At 73.6% G+C, this 14,491-nt stretch carries 14 protein-coding genes; 7 read left to right on the forward strand and 7 right to left on the reverse strand.

The features are described 5' to 3' along the window. Window positions 1–6: 6 nt before the first annotated feature. Entirely contained in the window at window positions 7–780 is a 774-nt protein-coding gene (locus BX266_RS01590) for an SDR family NAD(P)-dependent oxidoreductase (protein WP_099897140.1), read from the reverse strand. A gap of 103 nt (window positions 781–883) precedes the next feature. On the opposite strand from BX266_RS01590, the gene BX266_RS01595 reads away from it, so the two are divergent. Beyond that, window positions 884–1,468, forward strand: a complete 585-nt coding sequence (locus BX266_RS01595) for a TetR/AcrR family transcriptional regulator (protein ID WP_259464482.1) — start codon at window positions 884–886, stop codon at window positions 1,466–1,468. A 386-nt stretch (window positions 1,469–1,854) separates the two neighbouring features. Here the strand turns inward: BX266_RS01595 and efeU are convergent, their stop codons facing one another. The 4 genes from efeU to BX266_RS01615 all read right to left on the reverse strand — a co-directional run bounded on the left by efeU (window position 1,855) and on the right by BX266_RS01615 (window position 6,808). Continuing rightward, a complete protein-coding gene (gene efeU / locus BX266_RS01600; RefSeq protein WP_099897141.1) occupies window positions 1,855–2,703 on the reverse strand; it encodes an iron uptake transporter permease EfeU in 849 nt (282 codons plus the stop codon). 34 nt (window positions 2,704–2,737) lie between these two features. Continuing rightward, window positions 2,738–4,030 (reverse strand): iron uptake transporter deferrochelatase/peroxidase subunit, encoded by a 1,293-nt coding sequence (gene efeB, locus BX266_RS01605; RefSeq protein WP_099897142.1) that lies wholly within the window; start codon window positions 4,028–4,030, stop codon window positions 2,738–2,740. Between the two features lie 161 nt (window positions 4,031–4,191). After that, window positions 4,192–5,346 carry an iron uptake system protein EfeO gene (gene efeO, locus BX266_RS01610; RefSeq protein ID WP_099897143.1) on the reverse strand — a complete coding sequence of 385 codons (1,155 nt, stop codon included), beginning with the start codon at window positions 5,344–5,346 and terminating at the stop codon, window positions 4,192–4,194. A 310-nt stretch (window positions 5,347–5,656) separates the two neighbouring features. After that, window positions 5,657–6,808 (reverse strand): acyl-CoA dehydrogenase family protein, encoded by a 1,152-nt coding sequence (locus tag BX266_RS01615; RefSeq protein WP_099897144.1) that lies wholly within the window; start codon window positions 6,806–6,808, stop codon window positions 5,657–5,659. Window positions 6,809–6,906: 98 nt separating this feature from the next. On the opposite strand from BX266_RS01615, the gene BX266_RS01620 reads away from it, so the two are divergent. The 5 genes from BX266_RS01620 (at window position 6,907) to BX266_RS01640 (ending at window position 11,008) form a co-directional block, all read left to right on the forward strand. Further along, on the forward strand, window positions 6,907–7,635 hold the full coding sequence (locus tag BX266_RS01620; protein WP_099897145.1) for a TetR family transcriptional regulator: 729 nt from the start codon (window positions 6,907–6,909) through the stop codon (window positions 7,633–7,635). A gap of 199 nt (window positions 7,636–7,834) precedes the next feature. After that, window positions 7,835–8,269 (forward strand): Zn-ribbon domain-containing OB-fold protein, encoded by a 435-nt coding sequence (locus tag BX266_RS01625; RefSeq protein WP_099897146.1) that lies wholly within the window; start codon window positions 7,835–7,837, stop codon window positions 8,267–8,269. A gap of 344 nt (window positions 8,270–8,613) precedes the next feature. Beyond that, window positions 8,614–9,906, forward strand: a complete 1,293-nt coding sequence (locus BX266_RS40720; protein ID WP_099897147.1) for a hypothetical protein — start codon at window positions 8,614–8,616, stop codon at window positions 9,904–9,906. An 89-nt stretch (window positions 9,907–9,995) separates the two neighbouring features. After that, complete coding sequence (locus BX266_RS01635) at window positions 9,996–10,346, forward strand: tetratricopeptide repeat protein (RefSeq protein ID WP_099897148.1); 351 nt, start codon at window positions 9,996–9,998, stop codon at window positions 10,344–10,346. A 236-nt stretch (window positions 10,347–10,582) separates the two neighbouring features. Then, the gene (locus BX266_RS01640; RefSeq protein WP_099897149.1) at window positions 10,583–11,008 is read left to right on the forward strand and encodes an SRPBCC family protein; all 426 of its coding nucleotides are present in this window, start codon (window positions 10,583–10,585) and stop codon (window positions 11,006–11,008) included. A 46-nt stretch (window positions 11,009–11,054) separates the two neighbouring features. On the opposite strand, the gene BX266_RS01645 is transcribed toward BX266_RS01640, so the two are convergent. Beyond that, window positions 11,055–13,067, reverse strand: a complete 2,013-nt coding sequence (locus BX266_RS01645; RefSeq protein WP_099897150.1) for a SpoIIE family protein phosphatase — start codon at window positions 13,065–13,067, stop codon at window positions 11,055–11,057. A 541-nt stretch (window positions 13,068–13,608) separates the two neighbouring features. Between BX266_RS01645 and BX266_RS01650 the strand changes: the two genes are divergently transcribed. After that, window positions 13,609–13,968, forward strand: a complete 360-nt coding sequence (locus BX266_RS01650; RefSeq protein WP_099897151.1) for a 5-carboxymethyl-2-hydroxymuconate Delta-isomerase — start codon at window positions 13,609–13,611, stop codon at window positions 13,966–13,968. A 16-nt stretch (window positions 13,969–13,984) separates the two neighbouring features. On the opposite strand, the gene BX266_RS01655 is transcribed toward BX266_RS01650, so the two are convergent. Beyond that, complete coding sequence (locus BX266_RS01655; RefSeq protein WP_099897152.1) at window positions 13,985–14,347, reverse strand: VOC family protein; 363 nt, start codon at window positions 14,345–14,347, stop codon at window positions 13,985–13,987. Window positions 14,348–14,491: the final 144 nt, after the last annotated feature.

Consider the following 14,491-nt stretch of genomic DNA (forward strand, 5'->3'; position numbering starts at 1 on the left):
TCACCGTCAGGCGAAGAAGCCGCCGTCGACGGCGAGGACGCTGCCGGTGACGAAGGCGGCGGCGGGGGTGGCGAGGTAGAGGACGGCGGCGGCGATCTCCTCGGGGCGGCCGTAGCGGCCGAGGGCGTTGGCGGCGCGCTGGGCGTCGGAGTGCGGGCCATCCTCGGGGTTGAGTTCGGTGGCGACGGAGCCGGACTGGACGATGTTGACGGTGATGCCGCGTCCGGCGAGTTCCTGGGCGGCGCTGCGGCTGAAGGAGGTGACGGCGGCCTTGGTCGCGGAGTAGTCGGCGAGGCCGGGCCGGCCGGGGCGGGCGGCCAGGTTGGAGCCGATGGTGATGATCCGTCCGCCGGGCCGCAGGCGGGTCGCGGCGGCGCGGATGGCGGCCGTCACCCCGCCGACGTTGACCGCGAGTTGGCGCTGCAGCGCGTCCTCGTCGGCGGGCTCGTCGACCTGTCCGGCGGCCACGATGCCGGCGTTGTTGACCAGGATGTCGAGTCGCCCGAAGTCCTCGTCGACGGTCCGGACGAGTGCGGCGACCTGTCCGGCGTCGCCCTGGTCTGCCTTGTAGGCGGCGGCCCGCCGCCCGAGCGCCTCGATCTGCCGGACGACCTCCTCGGCGCGCGGCGCGGAGCTGCTGTGGCTGATCGCCACGTCGGCCCCGGCGGCGGCCAGCGCGAGCGCGGTGGCGGCGCCGATGCCGCGCGAGCCGCCGGTGACCAGGGCGGTGCGGCCGGCCAGCACGTCGGGCGTGAAGGTGGCGGCGGTGAGCGTGGTCATGGTGGGTTCCCCTCCCGATTCTGTACCGCGCGGTACACATCAGGGACGCTATCATATCGATCAGTACAGAATCGGGGCCGAACCCACCGGAGGGCAGGGCGAAGTGACGGGCCGTCCGCGCGCGTTCGACATCGACGACCGGCTGGAGTGCGCGATGCGCGTGTTCTGGCGGCACGGCTACGAGGGCACCGCGCTCTCCGACCTGACGGCCGCGATGGGCATCAACCGGCCCAGTCTGTACGCGGCGTACGGCAACAAGGAGTCGCTGTTCCGCCAGTGCCTGGACCGCTACCACCGGGGCCCGGGCCGCCACGCGCACGAGGCGCTGTCGGAGCCCACCGCCCGCGCGGTCGCCGAGCACCTGCTGCGCGGCACCGTCGAGGTGATCACCCGCGAGGAGGGGCCGGGCTGCCTGCTGGTGCACGGCGCGCTCGCCACCGGGCCGGGCTCGGCGGTGGTCCGCGCCGAGAGCGCGGCCCGTCGCGCCGCCGGCCGCGCCGCCCTCCGCACCCGGTTCGAACAGGCTGCCCGGGCCGGCGAGTTCGCCCCGGGCACCGACCCGGCCGCGCTCGCCGACCACCTCAGCGCCCTCACCTACGGCCTGGCCGTGCAGGCCGCGGACGGCGCTCCGGCCGAACAGCTGCGCCGCACCGCCGAGTTGACCCTGCGCCTCTGGCCGTCCGCCTGACGCCCCACGGCGCACGGCCCGCGGCGCTGCGCGCCTCGCAGCGCTGGAAGTTCGCCGCCAACACCGACGGCACCGTGCGGATGTACGACAGCTGTCCGCCCCCGCTGTACCTGACCGCCCCTGCCGACTCCGGCGGCCGGCCGGCCCTGCAGGCGTTCAGCGCGGGCGCGGCGAACCAGCGCTGGCAGGTGGTGCAGAACTCGCCTGGACGGCGGCACCACGGCCGGCTCGCCGGTCACCGCCACCACCGCCACCACCGCCACTGCCACCGACTCCGCGAGCCAGCACCGGGCGGCGGTGTTCTCCGTCTCCTAGCCCCGGGAAACGGAACCGCCCGGCTGCCGCGAGGAGCGGCGACCGGGCGGTTCCAGGTGGGTGACGGGCCGTCAGGCGGCCTTCGCCTCGGCGGCCTGGGCGCGCTTCGGCGGGGCGCTGTCGGCCTTCGGCTTGCGGAAGAAGAAGAACAGCGTGGGCACCAGGTAGAGCAGCCAGACGCCGACCTGGACCTTCGTCGGGTCGGGCTGGAAGTTGAACACGCCCTTCAGCAGCGTCCCGTACCAGCTGTCGGCGGGGATGGTGCTGGAGATGTTGAAGGCGTGCGCGTGCAGGCCGGGCAGCCAGTCCGCCTCCTGCAGGTCGTGCACGCCGTAGGCGAGGACGCCGGCGGCGACCACGACCAGCATGCCGCCGGTCCAGGTGAAGAACTTCGCCAGGTTGATCTTCAGCGCGCCGCGGTAGAACAGCCAGCCGAGCACCACCGAGGTGAGCAGGCCGAGGCTCGCGCCGGCCAGCGGGCTCCAGCCGTCGCCGGTGGCCTGCACCGCGGTCCAGATGAACAGCGCGGTCTCCAGTCCCTCGCGGCCGACGGCCAGGAAGGAGGTGACGATCAGCGCGACGGTGCCCATCGCGAGCGCGGCGTCCAGCTTGCCCTGGAGCTCGCTCTTCAGGTGCCGGGCGGTGCGCCGCATCCAGAACACCATCCAGGTGACCAGGCCCACCGCGATGATCGACAGGCTGCCGCCGAGCGCCTCCTGGGCCTCGAAGGACAGCTGGTTGGAGCCGAACTGGAGGACCGCGCCGAAGGCCATGGACAGCGCGACGGCGCTCCCGACGCCGACCCAGACCGGGCCGAGCCGGTCCTTGCGGCCGGTCTTGACCAGGTAGGCGATCAGGATGCAGACCACCAGGCTGGCTTCGAGGCCCTCTCGCAGGCCGATCAGGTAGTTGGCGAACACGGCGTTCTCCTCATGGAACGGGGTGGGGCGGGGGTCAGCCGAAGAGGGTCTGGCCCCACCACTCGCCGGGCTTGCGGACACCGGGCGGGCAGGCGAAGTGGGCGGATCCGACGTGGGTGATGTACTCGTTCAGCTTGTCGTTGGCGGCGAGCTTGGTCTGCAGCGGAACGAAGGCCTTGCGGGTGTCGCGCTGGTAGGCCAGGAAGAACAGTCCGGCGTCCAGGCGGCCGAGGCCGTCGGAGCCGTCGGTGAACGAGTAGCCGCGGCGCAGGATCATCAGGCCGCTGTTGCTGTCCGGGTGGGCCAGGCGGACGTGCGAGTCGGCCGGCATCGCGGACAGGTCGGGGGTGTCGCGTTCCTTCTGCTTGCCGTAGGGGGCGCCTTCGATCTTGGTGCGGCCGAAGACGTCCTCCTGCTCCTTGAGGGAGGTGCGGTCCCAGGTCTCGATGGTCATCCGGATCCGGCGGGCGACCAGGTAGGAGCCGCCGGTCATCCAGTCCGCGCCGTCGCCGGGCGCCGCCCACACGTGCTGGGCGAGGGCGTCGGCGTCGGTGCCGGCGATGTTGTGGGTGCCGTCCTTGAACCCCATCAGGTTGCGCGGGGTCTGGCTGTCCGGCGTGGTGGAGGAGGTCTTGCCGAAGCCGAGCTGGGACCAGCGGACGTTGACCACGCCCATGCCGATCCTCGCCAGGTTGCGGATGGCGTGGACGGCGACCTGCGGGTCGTCCGCGCAGGCCTGGATGCACAGGTCGCCGCCGCTGCGGCCGGCCTCCAGCCGGTCGCCCTTGAACTTGGGCAGCTCGACCAGCGCTTCGGGGCGCTTGGCCTTCAGGCCGAACCGGTCCTGGCCGTCCTTCTCGAACAGCGTCGGCCCGAAGCCGATCGTCAGGGTGAGGCGGGAGGCCGGCAGGCCGAGGGCCTCGCCGGTGTCGTCCGGCGGGGACTCGGGGACCGCGCCGACCGCGCCGCCGCCGACCTCGCGGCCACCGGTCATCGCGGCCGCCGCCTTGGTCCACTCCTTGAGCATCTTGACCAGGGCGTCCCGGTCCGTGGTGATCACGTCGAACGCGGCGAAGTGCAGCCGGTCCTGAACGGGCGTCGAGATCCCCGCCTGGTGCTCGCCGTAGAAGGGCACGTCCGGCGCCTGCGGCGCGGCACCGCTCTCGTCGCTCGACATGGTCGCGGCGGCGACCGTGCCCACCGCCGCGGCGCCGAGCGCGACACCCGCGCCGGCCCAGCCTATGACGGCCCGTCGGCTGAGCCCTGCGCGCTGCGCTTCCCCGCCGTGCTCGGCGGGGGCCGCCTGCTGCTCGTTCTCGGCGTCCATCTCTGGCGTTCCCTCTCGGACGTGACCTGTGGTGCGGGGCTCGCACAGCTGCTCGACCCTGACGAAGGCTTAGCTTACGCTGCCCTTACTGCGGCCCGGCTCGGCCCTGACCATCCTTGACCAGGGCCTTGCCCGGGCCGGAGCGCTGCCCGAGCCGGGACTTACTTGACGACGACGGCCGCGGCGAGCTTGGAGAGCGGCTCGCCGAGCGAGTTGACCGCGTCCGAGAACGCCTTGCGCTGGTCCTCCGTCACCTTGTCGTACGAGGTGTACGTGCCGTCCGCGTTGCGGTACGTGCCGAGCAGCGTGGTGATCTTCTCGAACTCGCTGTCCAGGGTCTTCGACAGCTCCGGCTCGTTCTCCGAGGCGACCGGCTTCAGCAGCTCGTACGCCTGGCGGGCGCCCTCGACGTTGGCGGCGAAGTCCGACAGGTCGGTGTGGCTGTAGCGGTCCTCCTCGCCGGTGATCTTGTTCTTGGAGACCTCGTCCAGCAGCTCCTTGGCGCCGTTCGCCATGCCGGTCGGGGTGATCTCCGCGTCCGCGACGCGCTTCTGCCAGTCCTTCAGGTCGGCGACCAGCTGGGTGGCGAGGGTCTTCTCCTCGTCACCGATCTTGCCGTCCACCCACAGCGACTTCTCGATCCGGTGCCAGCCGGTCCACGCCTGGCCGTCCTCCAGCGCGTCCTCACGGGTGTCGGTCTTCGGGTCGATGTCACCGAAGCTCTCCGCCACCGGCTCGGTGCGCTCCCAGCCCACCCGGGACGCGGCGAACAGCGACTTCGCCTTCTCCACGTCGCCGGCGGTCACCGCGGCGGCGAACTGCTCCACCACCGGGATCGTGGCGTCCGCCTGCTCCTGGGCGTACTTGCGGTAGTCCGAGACCGCCTGGGTCAGCCGGTCGTCGGCCTTCACCGGAGCGGCGCTGCCCGCCGTCACGGTGATCTTCTGGCGGATGCCGTCACCGGTCATGCCCGGCTTGCAGGCGACCTCGTACGTGCCGGCCTTGATCTCCGCGTTGATGGTCGCCCTGGTGCCCGGGCCGATGTTCTCCCGCTCGGTGACGATCTTGTCGCCCGCGGCGTAGACGTACACCTCGGTGACCTTGCTGCCCTTGTTCGCCACCGCCAGCTCGACGTGGCCGGCCGGGAAGCTGGTCCGCGACAGCTCGCACGCGCTGTCGGTGGCGTTCACCTGCACCGGACCGCCGCTGTCCGCGGAGACCTTCCCGTCGTCCTTCTTCGAGCACCCCACCAGCGCGGCACCCGCCACGGCGAGGACGAGGAACGCAGCGGCGGTCGTACGGCGGGGGGCGGGCATGCTCACTCCTGGAACGAGGGTGCGACGGATTCGGCGGGCCGTCCGGGGCAGCGCCCCGGGGCCGCGCAGTAAGCTAAGGCATACCTTAGATCCCCCGCTACGCCCGGTCGACACCCGCGGCCGCCCCACCCCTCCGCGCCGAGCCGCACCTTTCGGCCAACTTGTCTGTGCCACAGGCAAGTTGGCTCACCCGAGCGCCCCCGTTCGGGCCCGGCATGTGACCGGCACCACGCCCCACCTGGCATTTCGTCAATGCCCCGGAGCCGCACCGGCAGGGGGCAGGGGGCCTCCCGGTCGGTGCGCCTGCCCGCTACGGCAGGTTGCGGGCCATGACGATGCGCTGGACCTGGTTGGTGCCCTCGTAGATCTGGGTGATCTTCGCGTCCCGCATCATCCGCTCCACCGGGTAGTCCCGCGTGTAGCCGTAACCGCCCAGCAACTGCACCGCGTCCGTGGTGATCTCCATCGCCACGTCCGACGCGAAGCACTTCGCCGCCGCCCCGAAGAACGTCAGATCACCGTCCGTGCGCTGCGACTTCGCCGCCGCCGCGTACGTCAACTGCCGCGCCGCCTCCAGCTTCATCGCCATGTCCGCCAGCATGAACTGCACACCCTGGAACTCCGCGATCGCCTTCCCGAACTGCTTGCGCTCCCGCACGTAGCCCTTCGCGTAGTCCAACGCGCCCTGCGCGATCCCCAGCGCCTGCGCCGCGATCGTCACCCGCGTGTGGTCCAGGGTCTTCATCGCCGTCGCGAACCCCGTCCCCTCCGCACCGATCATCCGCTCCGCCGGGATCCGCACATCGTCGAAGTACACCTCACGCGTCGGCGACCCCTTGATCCCCAGCTTCTTCTCCGGCGCGCCGAACGACACCCCCTCGTCGCCCTTCTCCACCACGAACGCCGAAATGCCCTTCGACCGCAGCGACGGGTCCGTCACCGCCATCACCGTGTAGAACTCCGACACGCCCGCATTGGTGATCCACCGCTTCACACCGTTGAGCACCCAGAAGTCACCGTCGCGCACCGCCCGCGTCTTCATCCCCGCCGCGTCCGAACCCGCCTCCGGCTCCGACAGGCAGTACGAGAACATCCCCTCGCCCCGCGCCAGCGCCCCCAGGTACTTCGCCTTCAACTCCTCCGAACCCGACAACTGCACCGGCAGCGAACCCAGCTTGTTCACCGCCGGGATCAACGACGAGGACGCGCACACCCGCGCCACCTCCTCGATCACGATCACCGTCGCCAACGCGTCCGCCCCCGCACCACCGAACTCCTCCGGCACGTGCACCGCGTGCAGATCGTTCGCCCGCAACGCCTCCAACGCCTCCGCCGGGAAACGCCCCTCCTCGTCCACCGCCGCCGCGAACGGGGCGATCTTCGCCTCCGCCAGCGAACGCACCGACTCCCGGAGCATCTCGTGCTCCTCGCCGATCCGGTACAGGTCGAAGTCCTGGGTCATCGCAGTCTCCTCGGTGTGGCACTCAGTACCCCCGATTATGCACACTGAGTACCGCCGATCACAGCCTCGACGCCCTGGACGGTGCTACCGTCCGAGGTATGAGCGAGGCGAATGAGCAGGACCGGGCCGCCGGAAGCGGCGGAGCCCGGCCGACGATGCGGGACGCGCTGGTGGAGGCGGCGTTCCAGCTGTTCTCGGAGCGGGGTTTCGAGCAGACCACGATCGACGACATCGTCTCGCTCGCGGGGGTCGGCCGGCGGTCGTTCTTCCGGTACTTCCCGTCGAAGGAAGCGGTGGTCTTCCCCGACCACGACGGCTGCCTGGCGGACATGACGGCCCTTCTGGAGACGGCCGACCCGTCCGGCGACCCGGTGGAGCAGGTCTGCGACGCGGCCCGGCTGGTGCTGCGGATGTACGCCGGGAACCCGGCGTTCTCGGTCGGGCGGTACCGGCTGACCAAGCAGGTCCCCACCCTGCGGATCCACGAGCTGTCGGTGGTCTGGCGCTACGAGCGCACCCTGGCGGGACACCTGCGCTCGCGCTACGCGGCCCGCGCGGACGGCGCACTGCGCGCGGACGTGATCGCGGCGGCGGTGGTGGCGGCGCACAACTACGCGTTGCGGGCCTGGCTGCGCTCGGGCGGCGAGGGCGAGGTGGGGGCGGCCGTCGACGAGGCGCTGCAACTGGTGGTCGACACCTGGGGCAACGGCGCCGAGGGCGCCGGCGCGGCCGGCTCGCAGGACGAGGAGGTCGTGGTGATGGTGGCCCGCCGGGGCACCCCGATGTGGCGGGTGGTACAGGGCGTCGAGGCGGCCCTGGAGGACTGATCCCGGCTCCGCCCCGGGCTGCGGGCGGGCCGGGCGGGGCGATCTGACGGTGTGTCGATTGTCGGACCAATCGGTTGGCACTCGGTACCTTTACAGAAGGCACTGAGTGCCATACCTTCCTTCTGGCAGACGCCCCGACCGCACGCCCGCTTCCGGGCGGCGGTACGGCGGCCCACCCCGGCTCAGGGAGGAGACGGCCATGACCCTCACGCTCGCACCGGCCGCACCGATCACGACCCCGGCGGCCCCCACCGCCACGCTGGCCATGCTCACCACCACCGCCTTGGCACCGCTGACCGCACCGCCCGGCGAGGCGGAACTCGACTACCGGCGCTGCCACTGGTGCCAGTCGGCCAGCGCGACCACCTGCCTGCTCTGCCCGGTCTGCGGCTCGGCGGACCTGGAGCCGGCCCGGGCGTCCGGGCAGGGCACGGTGCAGCGCCTGCTGCGGCCGACCCGGCGCGGCGGACACCTCGGCCGTCCGTACCTGATCGTGCTGGACGAAGGGTTCACCGTGCAGGCGGCGGTGCTCGGCGGGCTGCCCGGCGCGGTGCCGATCGGCGCCCGGGTCCAGCTGGTGACCAGCGAGGAGGGCGGCCGGGTGCTGACCTTCCGGCTGACCCCGCGGATCTGACGGGCCGTCGGATCCCGCGCGCGCACAACAGGAACGCCCTTCGCGGGTGGCACCCAGTGCCACCCGCGAAGGGCGCTCTCGTCGCCGGACATCCGCATCGTCCGCACACTTCCCACACCACGTGCACCAGCGGTGACAGCGTGGCGTGAACCGGTGCACGGAGCGCTGTCACGCGGGTAGGGTCGGTGGCGTTTGTCGTTCCGGGGGAGGTAGTCCACGTGCTCGATCTGAGCCCGCGTCAGTCGGCCGCCGTCTGGCGACCGTTGTCCGGCCCACCACCGGGGAGGGAGTGGCGCAGAGGCCTGGCGGCCAATCCCGGCGCGCCGGCCGAGGTGCTCTGCCGCGTGCTGGAGGAGGGTTCGGAGCCGGGCTGGCTGGCCCGCCGTCCCGACCTGCCGTGCCGGGCGTTCGAGGCGGCGCTGGCGCACCCGGACTGGTCGGTGCGGGGGGCACTGGCCGAGCGGCCGAACCTTCCGGTGCAGGTGCTGTCGAAGCTGGCCCGGGACCGGGACCGCCGGGTGCGGCGGACGGCGGCGTCGGCGGCGCACCGGGTGGGGCTGCCGCCGGCGGTGCTGGCGGACCTGGCGGCCGACCGCGATCCGGACACCCGCCGCCGGGTGCCGGGGTGCGCGGGGGTGCCCGCGGAGCTGCTGGTGAATCTGGCGCAGGACACCTCGCCGCTGGTGCGGGCCGCCGCGGTGCGGGCGGACAGTTGGCCGGTGCTGCCGCCGCAGGTGCGGACGGCGTTGCGGGCGGACCGGGACCCGGCGGTGCGCTCGGCGGTGCAGCGGGCGCTGCGGGTGGAGCGGCCGCTGCCGGTGACGCTGGCCGGCTACATCGCGGAGAGCGATCCGGTGCGGCGGGAGCGGACGGCGGCCGGCGCGGTGCTGGAACGGGCACTGGGCGAGTGGCTGGTGCTGGACGACGATCCGCGGATCCGGTGCGCGGTGGCGGGCAATCCGCGGCTGCCGACGGACCTGGCGCTGGAGCTGGCGGCAGATCCGCACGAGGAGGTGCGGCTGGCGGTGTCGCTGCGGCCGGACCTCACGGAACCGCAGCGGTCGGCGGTGGACTACCGCCTGCCGGACGCGTCGGCGCCGGAGCTGCCGTGGGTGGCGGAGCGGGCGGGCGATCCGGCGGAGCTGCGCCGGCTGGCGCGCTCGGCGCATCCGCTGGTGCGGCGCGCGGTGGCGACGTTGGAGCGGCTGCCGGGCGACGTGGTGGCGCTGCTGGCGGAGGATCCCGAGCTGACGGTGCGGCTGGCGCTGGCGGAGCACTGTGCGGACGCGCCGGGCGAGCTGCTGCGGGCGGTGTACGCGGATCTGCTGGGCCCGGCCTCCTTGCTGGACTCGCCGCGGTTCGCGGCGCCGGGTCTGGCGCGGTGGGCGGAGAGCGCGGAGCCGGCCCTGCGGTTGGCGGCGCTGGGCGATCCGGAGCTGGCGCCCGAGGTGCTGGTGACGCTGGCCCAGGACGCGGACCCGGTGGTGGCGCGGGCGGCGGCGGGCGATCCGCGACTGCCGCTGGCGGTGCTGCTCGGACTGCTGGAGCGGGGGGCGCGGCCGGCTGCCGCGGCGGCCAATCCGGCGCTGCCGGTCCCGTTCATGCACCGCCTGCTGGACCTGGCGGCGAGCGCCTGAGGGCGTGGAATAGGCCTAGGTCGGTGAATGTTCAACCACCTGTCCGGCCACCGCGGCCCGGCAGGACCCGGAAACGGGAAGGAGCAGCCATGACCACCGACCTCCGCCACGAGAACGGAACCGCCGCCGAGCGTTGGGCTCGCGCCCAGCTGTTCTTCGACTCCAAGGCGTACGCCGACGCGGCGCTGATCCTCGCCGAGGTGGTCGAAGAGGTGCCGGAGCAGGTCGGCCCGCGGCTGCTGCTGGCCCGCGCCTACTACCACTCCGCCCAGCTGCGCCGCGCCGAGGAGCAGCTGCGCGAGGTGATCGAGCGGGACCCGGTGGAGCACTACGCCCACCTGGTGCTGGGCCGCGTCCTGGAGCGCCAGGGCCGGCACGCCGAGGCCGTCCCGTACCTGCGCCTGGCGGCCGCCTTCGACGGCGACTTCCCGGACGCCTGACGCCCGTCGGCACGGCGCGCCGCCCCCGAGGCCCAACGGCCCGGGGGCGGCGGCATGTTGACGGCCGGTCAGCTGCCGGCCGGCCCGGCCGCGTCCGCGACGGGCGGGCGGGCGCGGATCGGCGCCCCTCCGCGCGCACCGCTCGGACGATCGTGCCGCGCGCCCGGACCGCCGGACTCGGGCCCCGAAACCTATGCTGGTGGGTAGGCCGTCGACACGGACCGGAGGTGCGGCCGATGCGGACGCTGGAGGAGCAGATCGAGGTCACCGCCCCGGTGGGAACCGCCTGGACGCAGTTGCACCGGGTGGCGGAGTACCCGCGGTTCGTCGCCGGAGTGGTGCACGCCAGCGCCCACGGCCGCCACCACGCGCACCTGGACGTGGAGTTCGGCGGCGAGCGGCACGAGGTGGACGCCGAGCTGACCGACCACGGCCGGGGCCGGGTGATGAGCTGGGAGACGGTCGACGGGCCGCCGCTGCGCGGGACCTTCGCGCTGCGCCCGCTGGACGCCGACCACACCCAGGTGCAGCTGCGGCTGGAGTACGACCCGGACGAGCTGATCGAGGCGGTGGGCGGCCCGCGCGGCTTCGCGCAGAGCCACGCGGTGGAGGAGGCGGTGCGGGCCGACCTGGAGCTGTTCAAGCAGCTCTGCGAGGAGTGACCGCCGGACCGCCCGGCCCGAACGCCGGAGGACCGCAGCGCCCGGACTAGTGGCCGTCGAGTGGCAGCTCGGCCCAGATCACCTTGCCGCTGGCCGGGTAGCGGGTGCCCCAGCGCTCGGCGAGCTGGGCGACCAGGAACAGGCCCCGGCCGCCCTCGTCGGTGTCGGTGGCGTACCGCAGGTGCGGGGAGGTCGCGGAGCCGTCCCAGACCTCGCAGATCAGCGCCCGGTCACGCAGCAGCCGGACCCGGATCGGCGCGGCCGCGTACCGGATCGCGTTGGTGATCAGTTCGCTGAGCACCAGTTCCGCGGCGAAAGCCTGCTCGCCGAGGCCCCAGTCGTCCAGGCGCCGGGTGACCGCGGCGCGGATCCGGGCCACCGCGGCCGGGTCGGCGGGGACCTCCCAGTCGGCGACGTGGTCGGCGGGCAGCGCCCGGGTGCGGGCCACCAGCAGCGCGATGTCGTCGGCCGGGGTCTCGGGGAGCAGCGCCTCCAGCAGGTCCTCGCAGGTCTGTCGGGGGCTGCGGCCGGGGTGGGCGAGGGCGGCGCGCAGCAGTTTCAGGCCGTGGTCGAGGTCGTGGCTTCGGGACTCCACCAGCCCGTCGGTGTACAGCACCAGCCGGCTGCCCTCGGGCAGCTCCAACTCGCTGCTCTCGTAGGGCAGTCCGGTGACGCCCAGCGGCGGCCCGGCGGGCAGGTCGGGGATTTCCACCCGGCCGTCGGGGTGCACCACGGCGGGTGGCAGGTGGCCGGCCCGGGCCAGCGTGCAGCGGCGGGTGACGGGGTCGTACACGGCGTACAGGCAGGTCGCCCCGGTGATCGGGCGCTCGGCGTGGTCCGGGCGGGGGTGCTCCTGGTCGAGGCGGTTGACCAGGGCGCCCAGGTGGCCGAGCAGTTCGTCCGGGGCCAGGTCGAGCGAGGCGAAGGTGTGCACGGCGGTGCGTAGCCGTCCCATGGTGGCGGCGGCGTGCACCCCGTGGCCGACCACGTCGCCGACCACCAGCGCGACCCGGGCGCCGGACAGCGGGATGACGTCGAACCAGTCTCCGCCGACGCCGGCCTGCGCGGGCAGGTAGCGGGAGGCGACGTCCAGGGCCTGGTGCTCGGGCAGCCCGGCGGGCAGCAGGCTGTGCTGCAGGGCCACCGCCATGGTGTGCTCCCGGGTGTACCGGCGGGCGTTGTCGACGAGCACGGCGGCGCGGGCGGTGAGTTCCTCGGCGAGGGTGCGGTCCTCCTCGTCGAACGCCGGGCGGGGCCGGGAGCGCCAGAAGGTGGCGACGCCGAGCAGGGCCTCGCCGGCGGTCAGCGGCACCGCGATCAGCGTGTGCACCTGCTGCTGGCGCATCGCGTCCACGGTGCCCGGGCTGATCTCGTCCCAGGCGTCGAGCGCCGCCGAGAGGTCGGGCTCGACCACCGAGCGGTTGCCGGCCACCGCCCGGGCCCGCGGGGTGCCGCGCACCAGCGGGACGGCCGAGCCCGGGGCGAGCAACGGCGGCAGGTCGCTGACCCCGGCGAGCGCGGCCCGGCGCAGCGGACGGTGCTGCGCCGGCCGGGGCTCGCCGCCGTCCAGCACGCCCTCGTACAGGTCTACGCAGGCGAAGTCGGCGAACGCCGGAACCAGGGCGGCGGCCAGCTCCTGGCAGGTGCGGGTGATGTCGAGGGTGGTGCCGATCGAGCCGCCGGCCCGGTACAGCAGCTCCAGCCGCCGCCGGGCAGTGTCCGGGACGGCCAGCGGGGCGGTGTCGCGCAGCACGGCGACCCGGCACGGCGGCCCGCCGGCCCGGTCGGTGGGCCGCAGGTCGACGGCCAGCGCGCGACCGTACGCGGTCACGCGCGTGCCGGTGCTCTCGCGCCCGGCCTGCAGCAGACCGGCCAGCTCGGGCGGCAGGCCGAGCGCGTCCAGCGAGCTGCCCTCGCACGTCCGCGGCAGGTCCAGCAGGCGGCGGGCCTCGTCGTTGGCGTACAGCAACCGGTCCGCGTCGAGCAGCAGCACGCCTTCGCGGACGACGGTCGGCTCGGCGGCGCAGGGCCGCTCCGGCCCGCCGGCGGCGGCCGTCATCCGTGCCCTCCGGCCGGGGCCGGCCACACCGGGTGATCGGGGCGCGGTGCGATGGACAGCTGTCGCGCGGAGTTCCGGACCGCGACGCTGCGTCCACCGAGTGCTGCCCGAGACCGGGTCATACGCCCATTCCTACACTCCCCACTCGGGCCGAGCCAATGGCCGCGCCCGGATTTCCACCGCTGATGTGCTGGTTTTAACCAGGCTTTATTCACCTGACAACCCGTCAGGGGCGTGCCGGACAGTGCCACGTGAGCGCGCCCGAGGAGCAGGGGGTCGCCCTGTTCGGCCACCCGAACGTGCCCGGCCACCTGCGCCCCGCGGAGCAGCTCCGGGCTCGACCGCGGGCCCACGACATCGGCCGGCGTCCGGATCGACCACGCGTGCGGGACCGGTGCCGACGGCCACGGGCGGGGCCGCTGGTGAGCGCTGTCGACCCAGCGCCGTCCGCTATCCGGTACCCCGGGGGTGGGTCCGGGTCGGCCTCGGAGGAGGATGGGCAGATGTAGAAGCCAAGCATCTGCGCGAGGAGGCCGCCCGCATGCCCCACATCACCGTCGACTACTCGCCGCAGCTCGCCGACGCCTTCGACCGCCCCGGCTTCGTCCGCGACCTGCACCCCCTGGTCCGTGACCGGGTGGCCTCCCGGGGCGTCTGCAAGACCTTCTTCCGCCAGGCCGCCGAGACCTGGGTCGACGACGCGGACGGCCAGCTCGTCGCCTTCGTCCACATCGCCGTCGGGCTCCTCCCCGGACGGCCCGAGGGCCTGAAGGCCCGCCTCTCCGAGGAGGTGCTGCGGCTGCTCGACAAGCACCTGCGCCCGGTGCTGGGCCGCGAAGTCGTCCGCTCGGCCGAGGTCCGCGACCTCACCCCGTCCTACCGCCTCCGCACCGGCTGGTGACGCCCGCCGGCCCCCGTCACGCCCGGTGGCCGAGGACGTTCACCACCCGGCCCCCCGGATCCCGGACGAAGAACCGCCGCACGCCCCACTCCTCGTCACTCAGCGGATGCACGATCTCCGCGCCCGCCGCCCGCATCTCCTCGTACGCGGCGTCCACGTCGTCGACCTCGACGCTCACGTCCGGCACGACCGGCGCGGTCGCGTCCCGCGCCATGAAACTCAGCTGCGCGGTCGGCGCGTCCGGCGCCGCCAGCGTCATGATCCAGCCGTGGTTCATCACCTCCACGAACCCCAGCCGCCCGTAGAACTCCCGGTTCTCCTCCTGCCCACGCTCCCCCGCCACCACCCGCACATTCGGCACCACCCGCCGCACCGCCACCACCCACTCCCTTCACCACATCCCACTCCCCCACGCCTACCACACCACCCCGCCCCCCCACCCCCAGCACGCCAGAAGACCCGTCAACTCGGCATCGACCTCATCCACCCCTTCCACCCCACCCGTCCCCCTCCGACCGCCGCA

The organism is Streptomyces sp. TLI_171 (genome assembly GCF_003610255.1).
Lineage (GTDB): Bacteria > Actinomycetota > Actinomycetes > Streptomycetales > Streptomycetaceae > Kitasatospora.

What these genes read in the sequence shown, in the direction of transcription:
- BX266_RS01615 (WP_099897144.1), bottom strand. Translation starts at nt 6,808, where the DNA reads ATGACCCAGGACTTCGACCTGTACCGGATCGGCGAGGAGCACGAGATG.
- BX266_RS01650 (WP_099897151.1), top strand. Translation starts at nt 13,609, where the DNA reads ATGCCCCACATCACCGTCGACTACTCGCCGCAGCTCGCCGACGCCTTC.
- BX266_RS01640 (WP_099897149.1), top strand. Translation starts at nt 10,583, where the DNA reads ATGCGGACGCTGGAGGAGCAGATCGAGGTCACCGCCCCGGTGGGAACC.
- BX266_RS01635 (WP_099897148.1), top strand. Translation starts at nt 9,996, where the DNA reads ATGACCACCGACCTCCGCCACGAGAACGGAACCGCCGCCGAGCGTTGG.
- efeB (WP_099897142.1), bottom strand. Translation starts at nt 4,030, where the DNA reads ATGGACGCCGAGAACGAGCAGCAGGCGGCCCCCGCCGAGCACGGCGGG.
- BX266_RS01620 (WP_099897145.1), top strand. Translation starts at nt 6,907, where the DNA reads ATGAGCGAGGCGAATGAGCAGGACCGGGCCGCCGGAAGCGGCGGAGCC.
- BX266_RS01590 (WP_099897140.1), bottom strand. Translation starts at nt 780, where the DNA reads ATGACCACGCTCACCGCCGCCACCTTCACGCCCGACGTGCTGGCCGGC.
- BX266_RS01625 (WP_099897146.1), top strand. Translation starts at nt 7,835, where the DNA reads ATGACCCTCACGCTCGCACCGGCCGCACCGATCACGACCCCGGCGGCC.
- BX266_RS01645 (WP_099897150.1), bottom strand. Translation starts at nt 13,067, where the DNA reads ATGACGGCCGCCGCCGGCGGGCCGGAGCGGCCCTGCGCCGCCGAGCCG.
- efeO (WP_099897143.1), bottom strand. Translation starts at nt 5,346, where the DNA reads ATGCCCGCCCCCCGCCGTACGACCGCCGCTGCGTTCCTCGTCCTCGCC.